The following is a 13725-nucleotide window of genomic DNA, read 5'->3' as shown; positions in this document are numbered from 1 at the left end:
GAAGTGAATGAATGATATATACAAATTCTCAGGCTACGACAGTCGCTATTTCAACAGGTGATCACAAGAAAGCTGCGCTTTATTTCGACAAGTTAGTACCGACACATTCGAGTGGTGACGTTCCCAATATCCTTAGAGAGCCCGTTCACTTCGCAGACTACAAACTATCTGAATTGTTTAGTGCAACGTCAGCAGTAGATATTGAGGAGGATCGCTCAAGTGAGGTTCAAACTGCTACCATTAGGCACGTTTGGAGGGAGGCGCCAATGAGCGTTCGATATTCTAAAGATTACCTGGAGAATGTCTTTGCAAATGTTGTAAAATCTAGTCAAGAAGCGTGGGCAGATAGTAAATTTGTTACGTCGCTAGTGCTGAGGAACGGGATGGTTGATAAGGGCCACTTTCTCATTCCTACCTTTGATGATGACACGAGAGAACAGTCTTTCGCAAGGCTCGGTAATGATGAAGTCGTACAACTGACTCTCAGCAACCTAGACTTAATCGATACGAGTAAATTGGAATGGCCGCAAATACTAGAACTAAAAAGTGATAGTGACTCAGACAAAAAATTGCGAAATCTTCTCCTTTTCCTGTACAAGAACTATAGCAATAAGTCGGTAGATTTCATCAGAGACGACTTGCTGCGACAGATTGATGAATACCAACAGGTCTGCAAGAAGCACGGTTTTAAACTTGTCACGAGTACTTTATCCACTTTATTGAGCTCTAAGTCACTGCTCGCAACGACTGGTCTAAGTACTTTAGCTTTACTGTCCGGCTTGCCACTACAGGCATTAACTCCTGTTGCGATCTCCGCAGCTGGCTTGGAGATTGGTAAGATTGCAATTAACTATGTCGAGAAGAAACGTGATCTCATAGACTACAAAGAAACTCACCCTCTGTCGTATATCTTGCAATTGCCGCTACGCGACACCTTGGTATCGGCAAGATGATCATAATCGAGGTCTTGTCTTTTTCCTAAAATAGCAAAACGCAAGCCAGATCCTAAGGGCAGCACATAATATCTAATAGATTCAACCATTGAAATCATTAATTATTATTGTTAACTCGTCATTTTTTTCACAAAGATACTTCGTACATGCTTTTATAACATTGGTTTCATCACTAATACTCTTCCCTAATTTTTCCATGCCTAAAGGGAACTCGGTATGAAAATGCCAGAGTTTATTCGCGTATTTTATAGCACGTATTCTCCTTTCGTAAGGCTGTACGGTTGAATATATACTAGTAAGTATTGTCATTACCGCACTTAGGTAAAATACAACATTAATGATTTCACTTTCCTTAGTGAAATCACTTTCTAAATTCCCGCTTGAAAGGACTGTAACAAAAGCAGATAAAATAGGCACACCCCATGCCAATATCCTGTGAAGCCAATGATAAATAGCTGACCTTCGACGTGTTAGCATTATATGATATGCAACCCGATTATTGATCTCTAGGCTTTGCGTGAATAAAACCGGATTATTTTTTATTATTGGTGGCAGATTAATGCGTGTGTATTTATTATCTATTTTGTTATTCATTTATTTATTCCTTTTCGCCTAACGTCCCAATATCCTAATGCGTCTGGTGATTTTTCTTGTTCGAGTTATTATGTTTGATTGCCTGAGAAGGTCTAGAAATGAACTTGCTCCGCAACCAATATTATCAATTTATGAGATTATAGTTTCGACTTCTGAATTTTTCCATTTAGTATTATGTAAAGTTTTGTTAGCTTTGTTTGGTAACTGACGATTTTTTATTCATTAATATCTGCTATTGGTTGAACATGAATTGGGGTGTTTCTTTTGCCAATTAGATCAGAAAAATGACTAAGAAAATTCTCTTATTTTTGTTTACTCACAATGAATTTTAGGGTCAGGTCTGGTCTAAATAGCACTGTATTAAGCTATATTTAGGTGATTATTGGGCAGGAATTTTGTGAAAATTTGGAAAGAGCAGCCAGACAAAAAAATTGTATAATGGACTCACCACAAACCTATACAGCAGATCTTCGCTGCATAAGTTTTTTTTAGCACCGAATCCCGACGTTCGCTTTTTCCCGAAATCGAACATAGTCATGGCTAAGTGAATTGGGGCATTTATTTTTAGTTTTATAAGTCGCTAAGGGGGCGAAAGCGCCTTAGCTTTCTGAGGCGCTAAGGGGGCGAAAGCGCCTCAGCGAAATAGTTTAAGCAGCACATGAACATTCACAATGATTTTGCTGGTAAGAGACTTTAATTTTGCTCGCCTCGGAGAGGAAGCTATCGCACAGTTGGTGACAAAAAGAATGGAACTCTCCAAATTTAACCGAAGCCTCTGGTGTTTCTGACAACTTTAGGTCGGTCATTTGAGAAACTGGAAAAAGAAGGGAATTATAAAAGCGCAGTTTTCAATTAATAACGGCGATCCAAGTTGCGTATGCTAAATAAATATATTGTCTTTTTCTCAAATCAAACTAAATACAGATATGACAAAACATTTTTTAGATAATTCTAACGTAATCGAGTTCTTATGCGAAACTGCCAACAAATTTGTGGAAGAGAGATTTGGTGATGACGCTTACCTTGATGATGAAAATGGATCGGATTACTCCGAAGCAGCGCAAGAATATTTCGACGATACATATGATAAAATTGAGGGTTACCTGAACGATATTTTGGGGGTTTATAGAATTGAGGACGATGAGTGAAGTATGTTTTATCTCATAATACTCCTAAATTGAGAGAATGTTGCTTGGTGTTAACTGAGTATTGAAAACAAGACTCTTAACGTCACATAAATAACACTTCAAAAGGCTACCTAGACGGTAGTTTTTTGTATTTACCCATACTGATCAAATATATCTCAGCTATCTCATGCCACTTAGTTGTGTATTGCGGTGTTAAAAATTGTCGCCGCATAATCCGCTATTAGTACAGTATCTTTGATTAATATTATCACTTTTCTATTCGCTAGCAGCCAGTGGCATAGAGGATTTAATAATTATCAACTATATCGAGCTAAACGCTTCAATCAGTTTTTCTCTAAAGCCACCAAAAGACTTTAGGTAAGCCGGAGTATCGTTTTTTTTATTTTCTGATGGTGCATCGTTTAAATTGTCCGAGAAAGATCCGTCATCGAATAATGACATTATTAATGGTGGTTTCAAGTCAGTTGAAGATGAAGCTGATTTTTTATTAGCAGTAGTTATATCAAATTGCTTAGCAATGGCATTACTGCGCACTAAGACACCTGCATCAGGTAATTCTTGATCTATTCGGTGGGCAAATATACTTAACTTTTCTTCAGCAAAAGTGAACAACCAAGCTTCCTGATTTACAGCGTCATTTACTCTTAAAATTCGACCTAAAACTTGCCTGAAATACAGTTCAGTTTTAACCCGGCTTAAATGACAGCAAACCTGTAATCGAGGTATGTCAGTACCTTCCGCAACCATGCCAACGCTGACAATCCACTCGGTATTATAGAAACGAAAATTCTTGATTCGTTCAGCTGCATCGGTCTCTTTATAAGTCACAATAACGGCGGTTTGCTGGAACTGTTCAGTGAGCATTTTCAATATCTGCTGTGCATGTTCCACCGATGAAGCAACAATTAGTCCGCCTGCATTTGAATTTGACTGCCTAATCTCAGCGAGTTTGTTACAGCCTTTTTCTAAGATATATTGAATAACTACCTCATGACAGATTAAATCCTGATAAGAAATTAAAGGTGCTTTTAATAAATCACGCAGTGAGTTAAAGACTTTGGTTTCTTGCTCTTTAGTCGTCACTGATATTTCTTCGTTATCAATTAAAACGATCTTAGGGTTTCTGCAAACGCTATCATCGACGGCTTGTTGCAATGAATAGGTGTAATCACATTGAATTTTATTATCAGGGTCGCTGTAATTAGCAAGCGCAATTGGGATGAGATCTGAACGCCAAGGAGTCCCGGTCAGCGCCAAAGTGAATGTGGCTTGTTCTTGAATGTGTTGCACTATATCCTGCCCCCAGGCGTTCGCATCATCGAAAGATGTGCCTGAGCAGTGATGGATTTCATCAAACACCACTAACACTCTATTATTCTTAATAATCTTCCAATTATCCTCGTTAAAAAATCGCATGTTCTGATAAGTATATGAGCAACCAATAGCGCCAATAACACCATCGAAATTACAATTGAGTCGACGTGCAAAGGCATTCTTAATACCTTCAGCCACAGTAATCGACGGTGAGAAACATAAAACAAAATCTATTTGCTTTGTATCAAACAAATACCCTGCAACTTCAGCGGCTAATACGGTTTTCCCAGAAGCGGGTGTTGCTAAACATAAAAAGTGTTTACTGATTTCTAAATAATGTTTTTGTGCTGTGGTTAAACATTCTTGTTGCCAAGCTCTTAGCATGGTTGATATCCCGTGACCGTATAACCCAGTAATTTTTGTAACGCATGCACCTTGCCAAGAAGTTGGACGGATTGATTTTTAGTTTGCAGTTGGTGCTGCTGAAGTTTTTCTTTTAATTCCGGAAAGCGACTAGAAAGGCGCTTGTATTCATTTGCTTCTTCAATGCTTGCGTTTAAATCAATTTCATAAGTCATCAGCTCTTTTTCCAGCAAGGCTTTGTAATTGATGGTTTTAGGCGCTTGCTTAATGATTTTTGGAGAAGAACTTTTCTTTTGTTTATCACCCCGTTTCATCGGAACAATCGTAGAGGCAAAGAACTTCTCTGTTTTTGAATATAAAACATTTTTTATTCCGTCATCAACAAGGTCTGTTCGCTTTAATAGTCCTTTATCTACACCACGTAATAATTGACGGTAGATAAATTTTCTAGCCTCTGTTGAATCCGTAAATTCAGCATGTTCACGCAATAGAGCGTCTTTAGCTTCTATCACAGAGAAGTCATCCATTTGCTTTATCACCAAAATAGCATGCAAAAAAACATTCATATTAACTTTCTGACTCATTGCCATACCTCATAAACAAACTTAAACTTAGGATTCCTAAGTATACAGGTCATTATAAAAACTAGACAATCAATTTTATGTGAGAGTTATTGAGATGAAATACCAGTGCAGGTTAAATCCTTTTTTACAGAGCGTCTTAAAGAGGCTCGAAACAGAATGAAAATAAGTCAGAAAGATCTAGGCATTAAAATAGGGATAGATCCCAGCTCTGCGAGTGGTCGCATGAATCATTATGAGACTGGCCGCCATATGCCCGATCTTGATACTTTAAAAAAGTTAGCAAAAGAGCTAGATGTGCCGGTGAATTATTTTTTTTGTGAAACAGAAGAAAATGCAACCTTGGCATGTTTGATTGATAAACTTGATGACGAGACTAAACGTAAACTGATTCAATTATTAGAGAACAAAACAGAATTCTGATACCCGGTAATCAAAGACAGGCTGAAGTATCAGATAAGGTCGGTATTAACAGTATTTTATTTCCTATCCAATAGACCAGCACGATTTTGAGTCTCTTAAAATAATTATTTGGAGGCATTAAAGTTTCAAGCTTTAATACCTCCAAATTCCAAGGGAAAGTAGAATACAACTAAACATTTTCAATCTTTAATGTACTGACTCAGACTTGGGGTTAGTTGGAAGTTTGAGTTTATTGGGTGATTTCAAGATTAACACCTGCCTTTACAGAAAGAATTAATAACTTTTGGAATTGCTCATCTTTCTCGGTTATTTTTTGAGTAACTTGTTCCAGTTGTTGTTGCGCTTTGTCACGTTGTTTTCGTCCGTCCTCAATGCTTGCAGTGGCATCAATTAGGCTTTGAGACTTACTTTCTAACTCTGCCGTCATACGCATGTTGTTATTTGTTAATGTGCGGTTGTTTTTACGTTCGGTTTCCAGATTTTCGGTCAACTCTTCATATTTCTTCGCCTTAACGTTAGCCTCGGCACATTCGGCCGTTTTCCCCGTTAGCTGGTCAGTAAGGTCATCTCGTTTTTCGGATAGCTTGGTGATAGCTTCTTTGTGCTCATCTTTAAGCTGGCTTATTGTATTATCAAATCTTGTTTGCTGCTGCTCTAAATCATCCTTGCTATCACTGATAGCAACATCTAGTTGCCCCTGAAGATTTTCCATAGCTTCAGTGCTTTTCTTCTCGCTCAATTCTTTATCTTTGGTCGCTTGATATGCCGCTGTATTTGCCGTAGTAGCCTCTTCACTTTTCTCCTCCAAGCGTTGTTTGGTGGTAGCTAGCTCTGATTCCAGTTTGGAATTGATTTCTAGCATGTCATCAAGTTCTATTTGCAGCATTTTCATCTGCTCGTCATCGATCTGACGGCGTTTAGTCACACGACCTTCAACTTCTTGATTCAATGCCTTAACGAATACATGGGACATCTGTGTTTGGCGAATTGCCTCCCGATCTTTGTCAACTCGTTGTTCATGCCATGCGTTAACCAAAGGGGTGACTGTAGTGTGTGACCATTTCACATCATCGTGACTGGCAACTTTACGGCCCGTAATGCGAGAGGTTGGAATGTCTTCCATCAACATCTGGTTGCACACAGACCAGATAACGGTTTGTTTATCCAATTCTCTTTTGTCTTCGTTAGCCAATTTCATACCCCTTAAGTTTACAGTTTACAGTTTACAGTAAGTATTAACGTAAAGCGTAAAGTGTAAAATGTAAAGATAAGGGTGCTCGTTATGGGATGTGTGATCTTTATTTAAGTGTAAATTGGGCTTGATCTCATGTTTTTGAAGTGAAGTAGCCAAGTTAATTTAGCCACTTATTTAAAAGTTCTAAGAAGATAATAATGTATGTAAGAACGTATCGCGTAGAGAGCTTGCAGCTTCGCGCTCGATAGCTCGCTGGAGTAGGTAGCGTGGCCCAACCAGTTCAATCTCGACATCTGGCCTGTAACCATTCCACATTCGGCCTTGATTTGAGCCCGAGTGGAAGGGCCTTTCAAACATATTAACTCTGGTCTAATTTGCATGAAAAATCTGTCAATCGCGTGTAAAGAGCCTTTTCCGTATAGGTTCGCTTGATGATCAAGATCATATCTATCAATATTTGTAAAAGATGATACTTGTTTGTCTGGCTCACTCATTGACGGTATTGGGTTCTTAATCCAAGTATCTACAGCTTTTTTAGAAATAAATGGTGATACCATATTTTTTTATCATTTTATTAGCAATATATTTTATTTCTTTATGGCTTAATGATGAGTAGGATCGTCCGCAAAATTTCCTCTTTAAATGCAGCTAAATACCATGTATTCATTCCGATATCTAAATCTAAATAAAATCGGGTTTTACTTACATTTTGAGTTAGTTTTTTAGGAGAAAAAAGTGAGCGATCATCCCATCGAGATTTTGCATCTTGTTTCCTCAGTTATATTTTGATGGAAACAATTAGGCTAGGTTAAAAAAAGTAAGTTGAGCTAAGTTCTCGTAAGCTGACTTTTAACTTAAAATATAAGCTTTTTATATCACTTTCAACATCGATCTTATTATTTTGGTTATCAAGATTTGTCACATAACTTTATTGTGAACTATTGTGAACTATTCATTGAAATTTATTATACATTTAATTTACAAATACTATTGACGTCTAATAGCACCATGTTTATAATGCGCACACTTAATCAAAACGGCTTCAATGCCCTATGATTAGTGCATTTACATGTTGTTTTGTCATTTATTTCAGGGTCGTTACTCACTCACTGGGTGAAAAAAATAACTTTAACTGAATATAAAGGTTCAAGTCCTGCACAGAACACCATTTATAAAAGTTTAGTGGCGGATGTAGCTCAGTTGGTAGAGCCCCGGATTGTGATTCCGGTTGTCGCGGGTTCAATCCCCGTCATTCGCCCCATTTTTACTTTATTAAAATGTTTAAATAGTTGCGGAATTGGCGGAATTGGTAGACGCGCTAGATTTAGGTTCTAGTATCGAAGGGTGTGAGAGTTCAAGTCTCTCATTCCGCACCACTTAAACAGACACAAATAAGATAATACGGTGATTAATCCAATTTAAGTAAATCTCCCCGGTTTATAAAGTGTTGGATAATGGTTTGATTTAATATCACCGAAAAATTAAAATAGCCCGTGATATTAACCTGTTACAGGCTTTTTCTATAGAAAAGATTATCGGTGATTAGCGCAGCTTGGTAGCGCACTACTCTGGGGGAGTAGGGGTCAGAGGTTCAAATCCTCTATCACCGACCACATTAAAAGAAACCGCTCTCGTAGCGGTTTTTTTTCGCCTATTTTTTATGACAACGGGTCAGAATCATTAGTTTGCTATAAAATATTGCTCAGACACCAAGCTGCCGCTTTACAAGACTGCTCAGACACCAAGCTGCCGCTTTACAAGACTGCTCAGACACTAAGCTGCCGCTTATTCGCTGCTCCGTCTATCACCAACCACATTTAAAGAAACCGCACTTGTTGCGGTTTTTTTCATTCAAAATTTATATCTTTAGCAGTTAGAAAGCTGGTTGTGAATAATACAAAATATCAAATAAGTGATGTCGTCATTCTAAATAACTATTATTTCCAGAGCTGCTATTTTCAGTTTAGCGCAACCAGAAATAGCAGCTCTGGTCGCTATTACAGTCAAAGTAAGCGAGTAAATATTCTGGTGTTAATAGACTGAGCAAGGGATGATGCCAACGGATCAGGGTTTTTACCTCGCGTTATTTTTCTCTATTGAATCTGGTAATGCTGCACGAATTTTTTTATCTTCCTGAGCGTAATGCCGATCTTTTTCTATGTGAGAATGTGACTCTGTTATTGTCTGCATAGGGGCTTCAAAAAAACATATTTTATTACGTCCCGCCGCCTTTGCCTTATACATAGCCACATCGGCATTTTTGAGTAAGTTGTCTACATTTTCTGTTTTTTGCATAAATATTGTTATGCCTATGCTCGCCGTAATGTAGTGAGTGTAATCACAGAATATAAATGGGAGTGAAAATTCGTGCTGTATTTTCTTTGCTATATGCATAGCTTCGCTGTTCGCCTCTACTGTATTTTCGCTTAGCCCCTCCAGCAAGACCACAAATTCATCCCCCCCTAAACGGGCCAAGCTGTCATTTTTGCGCACACATTTCTGCAGCCGGATGGCTATCTGCTGCAATAACATATCGCCGTCGGCGTGCCCCTTTGTATCATTGAGCTGCTTGAAGTTGTCCAGATCAAGCATCATTACTGCCCCTAATTTTCCATTACGATCGGTTGATATAACGGCGTGGTTAAGTCTGTCCAACAATAAACGCCGATTGGGCAGGCCAGTGAGCGGATCAAAAAAGGCCAGCCGGCTAATTTCATCAACATGATTGTGTCGCTCAGTCGTATCATTTAAGACTAAAAAAAGGATCTGCTCACCGTGTTCGTCAACGGTTGAAGCCGCCACCAGATAGCCCCAAAATGAGGTGTTGTCGTGGCGATTAATTTTTAGTTCACAAACCTGCGGTTGCTGCGTGTTCATAATCTCTTTACAAAAAAGGTAAAACTTATCGGTGTCTTCGTGGTAGATAAATTTAGCAAAGGGTAATTGTAGCAGGATGGAGACAGTGCAAGCTAATAACTCGCTACCGGTGTTGTTAGCTTCGAGTATAATGCCATTTTTGGTCAGCGAAAAATATCCCACAGGCGCTAAATTGTAAAGCTGAATATAACGTTTACGTGAAACTTCCAGCTGTTCATAGGCGGTCAGCAAATTTTCATTTTGTATCTCCAGTTCTATCTGAAATACGCTCAACTCATGGAGCAGTCCCTCAATTTGCTCACTACTCAATCGGGTGATATCCACCGGCTGCGCCGCCATTTTTTTGCTCGCGATGAGTTCAGCCTTCTCACGCAGTAGTTTATTTTCCTTACTTAAAGAAAGCTTTTTGCTAGCAATGTGTTTTTTCTTGCTCATAATTTTTGACCTTCTAATGGACGTTCCATATTCACTACGGCATACATATTGTCGGATTCATTAACCAGTGCGGTGGCGGTGACAGAGACATCAAGGAGCGATCCGTTTTTATGTAAACGTTGGCTTTGATAAGATTGACTGACCTGATTAAGTTTGGCTATCATCAGTGACGCCTGCTCTTGCTGATCTGAGGGAATGTGCTGGCTAATATTCATGGTGAGCGCTTGTTGCTCTGTCCAGCCGTATAAGCGAACTGCACCGTTGTTCCAGGCTAAAATACGACCATCGAGATCTTGCATTATAAAAGCATCACGTGCATCGTGCATTAGGGAACCTAAGTGCACTAAATTTAGCTTTTCACGTATTAACTCGCGTTCGTGACGGATCTCGGTGATATCGCTAAAGGTGATGACACAGCCTTCAATGGCGTTGTCTATGGTGCGATAGGCTAACAGCTGCATCGTATACCAGTGACCGAGTTTGGTCTCGACTTCCCTCGATTTAGGGATCAAGGTATTGAGTACTTGCCGTACATCAGTGATTAGCTCAGTGTCATTGATCAAGTTGGAGTGTATGTCGGTGATAGGACGACCTATGTCGCTTGCAATAAAGTTAATGATTTTAGTGGCTGCGGGTGTAAAGCGCATAATTTTTAAGTTAAGGTCGACAAAAATAGTGGCGATACCTGTGCCTGACAGCAAATTATTCATATCATTATTGAGCCGGTATAAATCGAGTAATTTATCTTGCAGCTCACTATTAACTGTATTGAGCTCTTCGTTGGTTGATTGTAATTCTTCTTTGGACGTTTCCAGCTCTTCGTTGCTTGATTGCAATTCTTCATTTATTGACTGCATTTCTTCATTGGATGATTTGAGCTCCTGATTGGAGGCTTCAAGGGACTCATTGATGCTCTGAAGATATTCATCTTTAATGCGCAACTGTTGTTTTAGTCTGCGGATCTCGTTATTTTGCTCAGCATTATCAGCGCTGAGATCGGTAGTGGTGGTGATGCTTTCTGCTTTGTGATCCTGCGAAGCCGGCGTTGGTTGGCAGGGTTCAAACAGGACTAAAAAAACAGGCGTTGTGGACGGGATATCCGGCGTGGCAGTAACAGCCAACAGGGTCAGATCCACGCCTAAGTAGTGTTCATTATTTTTAACCTGCAACGCCGAGTGATGTACTGTGTCTGGTTTTTTTCGCACTTTGGACAGTGCCATGGTTAAGTCAAATTGCAGTCCTCTGCGGGCCATTTTTAATATATTATAAGCGCTAGCATCTCCTGATACAGGCTCTAGATATTGACCGGTGCGGCCATGCAAATAGAGAATATCGCCCAGATCATTGATCAGTGCGCCACTTAGGGGGAGGTGTTGCAAAATGGCCTGCTCAGTGATTTCTCGCAATGAACGTATCTTGCGTACAGGTGCTGGTGTATGTAACGGTGCTCGCATTGCTTTATATTCTTTATCCGTTAGCGCCAGTAATTTAGAGCAGCCAAAAGCTAACGGCTGTTGATAACGAAGATAATCTTTTTTTCGATAAAGTTTAGTTTTACTGTCTAAGACTGAAAATAACGTTGTATAGCCGGTCACGTTCTCAGAGCTACCCAGAAATAATATGCCATCACTTTTTAGCGCGTAATGAAACAAAGACAGGATTTTTTTTTGTAAACTAATGTCCATATAAATAAGGACATTGCGACAACTGATTAAATCGAGTTTGGAAAAGGGCGGATCTAAGATTACGTCGTGCTCAGAAAATACCACCATATCGCGGATTTCTTTATGAATACGAAACTGTTGGCTCTCTGTGTCAAAGTTAAAGAAATTTTTGACTCGTGTTTGAGAGAGATCTTCGTTGATACTGACTGGATAATGGCCATAACGTGCTGCGGCAATCGCCTTGGAGCTGATATCCGTCGCAAATATCTGCACATTAACGCGCTGTTTAAGTAACTTCATCTTTTCTTTCAATATGATAGCGATTGAATAGGCTTCCTCGCCAGAGGAGCAGCCTGGTACCCAGATACGAATAAAATCAGTGTCAGCTGCTTCCGCTAATAATTTAGGTATTATTTGTTCTTCCAGAATTTTAAAAGCGGGTAAATCTCGGAAAAAACGGGTTACTCCAATCAATAGATCGTTAAATAAGGCATTCGCTTCAGAGGGGATTGTCTGTAAACAAGACACATAATCGTTTAGTGAGGAGAGATTATGTACTGCCATGCGCCGCTCGATACGGCGTATTATAGAGCTTGATTTATACTCAGAAAAGTCATGACCTGATTTATCTAATAACAGCATAAATATTTGATCCAGGGCATTATCAGGCTCTTGTAGTTCGATATTTTCTGACAGAGCCTTGCTAAAATTATGGCAAACATAGTCGATAAGTTCGGCGGGCATGAGGCTGGGGGCCAGTTCATAATCGACCAGACCTGTGGCGATAGCGCTGCGCGGCATACCATCATATTCTGCCGTGTCTGGCTGCTGTACCATGACCATGCCATCTGAGTCTCTGATCGCTTTTATGCCTAACGTGCCGTCACTGCCGGTGCCGGAGAGTATAATGCCAATGGCGTGCTCGAGTTGATCCTTGGCAAGTGATTTGAAAAAGAAATCGATAGTAAAACGTTGCCCCCGAGGCTTTATTGGCTCAGATAAATGCAACTCTCCCTTTGCAAAAGCCATATCATACTTGGGCGGTATAATGTATGTGCAGTTAGGTTGCACTTTCATGCCATCTGTTACCTCGAAAACCTGCATGCTTGTATAACGTTGAATTATTTCAGTGAGCATGCTTTTGTGATCCGGGGCGAGATGCTGTACTAAAACAAAAGCGAAGCCTGTCTTTAACTCTTTTGGCATGCCTGAAAAAAAGTCTTCAAATGCAGCGAGTCCGCCAGCGGAAGCACCAATCCCGACCACTGCAAATTTTTCACTTTTTCCTTTTTTTGTTGTTGGCTTTGCTTGCTGACTTGATGTGGCGCTGGTGATATTGGTTTTTTTCTTCACACTGACCTTCCTATTTAATTTGCTAGATAATATATTCCGTCAATGCTAGTTACTATTTTGGTGTTTTTAGGTTAGACATTGTTTTTTCAAATAATTTTATTGTCAATTAAATGTATTTCTAGTGTAGGCATAGGTTAGAATTATCGCTAATATTTGTAGCAACAGAATGCTGGAAAGTGGGAAGGCTATCAGCCTTCAGCCTTCAGCCTTCAGCCTTCAGCCTTCAGCCGTTAGCTGTTAGCTCGAAGCCCGCAGCCTACAGCTCGAATCTCAAAGCCCGATTCTCAATGGCTGGTTATTGACGGTAGTAGAGGCTGAAGAAAAATGTTGATTCAAGCAATTTTGGAATACTACTATACTAAGGCTTGAAGGCTTGAAGGCTTGAAGGCTTGAAGGCTATAAGGCTGAAGGCGCTAAGGTTATAGGGCCGTTAGCCGTTAGCTGTCAGGCATCAGCTGCCATAAGGCGTTAAAGCACTAAGGCCTAAACAACCTAAAATAAGGATTAGATTATGACTGAAGCAGCAGCAACAAACCGTGTTGAGTTGAAGGAAAAAATCAGCAGCGCAACGCTTAATCGTATTACCGAAGCCATTGAGCATGATTTGATTATATTAACTGTGACTAAGGCGCTTTTAAAAGAGGAGGTGAAAGACGGCATTGATTTAGAAAATAACAAAGAAAACCCCCGTCTTGAGCAAGTTATTGAGTATATAAACGGGCGGGGATGGTCTAACTTATTTACGCCATCAGCCCGAAGAACTGCTGAGCTGATTAAAGCGATTAATGAGTCCTAAAGCATGAAAGCCCTAAGGCAAGAAGGTAC

Annotated in this window: 11 protein-coding genes and 3 tRNA genes; 7 read left to right on the top strand and 7 right to left on the bottom strand. The window is 39.7% G+C overall.

Going from position 1 to position 13725, the window contains the following annotated elements; translation table 11 throughout:
- The first annotated feature begins 11 nt into the window (after positions 1 to 11).
- The gene (locus PING_RS13185; RefSeq protein WP_011768828.1) at positions 12 to 953 is read left to right on the top strand and encodes a hypothetical protein; all 942 of its coding nucleotides are present in this window, start codon (positions 12 to 14) and stop codon (positions 951 to 953) included.
- Positions 954 to 1034: 81 nt separating this feature from the next.
- Here the strand turns inward: PING_RS13185 and PING_RS13180 are convergent, their stop codons facing one another.
- Complete coding sequence (locus PING_RS13180; RefSeq protein ID WP_011768827.1) at positions 1035 to 1547, bottom strand: hypothetical protein; 513 nt, start codon at positions 1545 to 1547, stop codon at positions 1035 to 1037.
- Positions 1548 to 2440: 893 nt separating this feature from the next.
- Here PING_RS13180 and PING_RS13175 point away from each other — a divergent pair.
- On the top strand, positions 2441 to 2695 hold the full coding sequence (locus tag PING_RS13175) for a hypothetical protein (RefSeq protein WP_011770837.1): 255 nt from the start codon (positions 2441 to 2443) through the stop codon (positions 2693 to 2695).
- Between the two features lie 106 nt (positions 2696 to 2801).
- On the opposite strand, the gene PING_RS21885 is transcribed toward PING_RS13175, so the two are convergent.
- From PING_RS21885 to PING_RS13165, 3 genes are all read right to left on the bottom strand, one after another.
- The gene (locus PING_RS21885) at positions 2802 to 2906 is read right to left on the bottom strand and encodes a DUF4113 domain-containing protein (RefSeq protein ID WP_083761768.1); all 105 of its coding nucleotides are present in this window, start codon (positions 2904 to 2906) and stop codon (positions 2802 to 2804) included.
- Positions 2907 to 2995: 89 nt separating this feature from the next.
- Positions 2996 to 4393 (bottom strand): DEAD/DEAH box helicase, encoded by a 1398-nt coding sequence (locus PING_RS13170; protein WP_011770836.1) that lies wholly within the window; start codon positions 4391 to 4393, stop codon positions 2996 to 2998.
- Positions 4387 to 4956, bottom strand: coding sequence for a hypothetical protein (locus PING_RS13165; RefSeq protein WP_011770835.1), 570 nt, complete (start codon positions 4954 to 4956; stop codon positions 4387 to 4389). The genes PING_RS13170 and PING_RS13165 overlap by 7 nt, the downstream gene beginning before the upstream one ends.
- A 156-nt stretch (positions 4957 to 5112) precedes the next feature.
- Between PING_RS13165 and PING_RS13160 the strand changes: the two genes are divergently transcribed.
- Positions 5113 to 5376: a helix-turn-helix domain-containing protein gene (locus PING_RS13160; RefSeq protein WP_011770834.1), complete on the top strand. Its 264-nt coding sequence runs from the start codon at positions 5113 to 5115 to the stop codon at positions 5374 to 5376.
- Between the two features lie 229 nt (positions 5377 to 5605).
- Here PING_RS13160 and PING_RS13155 read toward each other — a convergent pair whose 3' ends face one another.
- Positions 5606 to 6568, bottom strand: coding sequence for a coiled-coil domain-containing protein (locus PING_RS13155; protein ID WP_041766488.1), 963 nt, complete (start codon positions 6566 to 6568; stop codon positions 5606 to 5608).
- Positions 6569 to 7756: 1188 nt separating this feature from the next.
- Here PING_RS13155 and PING_RS13145 point away from each other — a divergent pair.
- The 3 genes from PING_RS13145 to PING_RS13135 all read left to right on the top strand — a co-directional run bounded on the left by PING_RS13145 (position 7757) and on the right by PING_RS13135 (position 8184).
- A tRNA-His gene (locus PING_RS13145) sits at positions 7757 to 7832 on the top strand.
- A 30-nt stretch (positions 7833 to 7862) separates the two neighbouring features.
- Positions 7863 to 7947, top strand: a tRNA-Leu gene (locus tag PING_RS13140).
- Positions 7948 to 8107: 160 nt separating this feature from the next.
- A tRNA-Pro gene (locus tag PING_RS13135) sits at positions 8108 to 8184 on the top strand.
- Between the two features lie 460 nt (positions 8185 to 8644).
- Here PING_RS13135 and PING_RS13130 read toward each other — a convergent pair.
- Positions 8645 to 9883 (bottom strand): GGDEF domain-containing protein, encoded by a 1239-nt coding sequence (locus PING_RS13130; RefSeq protein ID WP_011770831.1) that lies wholly within the window; start codon positions 9881 to 9883, stop codon positions 8645 to 8647.
- Positions 9880 to 12900: a chemotaxis protein CheB gene (locus PING_RS13125; protein WP_011770830.1), complete on the bottom strand. Its 3021-nt coding sequence runs from the start codon at positions 12898 to 12900 to the stop codon at positions 9880 to 9882. The genes PING_RS13130 and PING_RS13125 overlap by 4 nt, the downstream gene beginning before the upstream one ends.
- A 511-nt stretch (positions 12901 to 13411) precedes the next feature.
- Between PING_RS13125 and PING_RS13120 the strand changes: the two genes are divergently transcribed.
- The gene (locus PING_RS13120) at positions 13412 to 13696 is read left to right on the top strand and encodes a hypothetical protein (protein ID WP_011770829.1); all 285 of its coding nucleotides are present in this window, start codon (positions 13412 to 13414) and stop codon (positions 13694 to 13696) included.
- The last annotated feature ends 29 nt before the right edge of the window (positions 13697 to 13725 follow it).

Source organism: Psychromonas ingrahamii 37 (genome assembly GCF_000015285.1).
Classification (GTDB): Bacteria; Pseudomonadota; Gammaproteobacteria; order Enterobacterales; family Psychromonadaceae; genus Psychromonas; species Psychromonas ingrahamii.
Note: the sequence above shows the minus strand (reverse complement) of the source record. Positions and strands in the feature narration are given on the sequence as shown.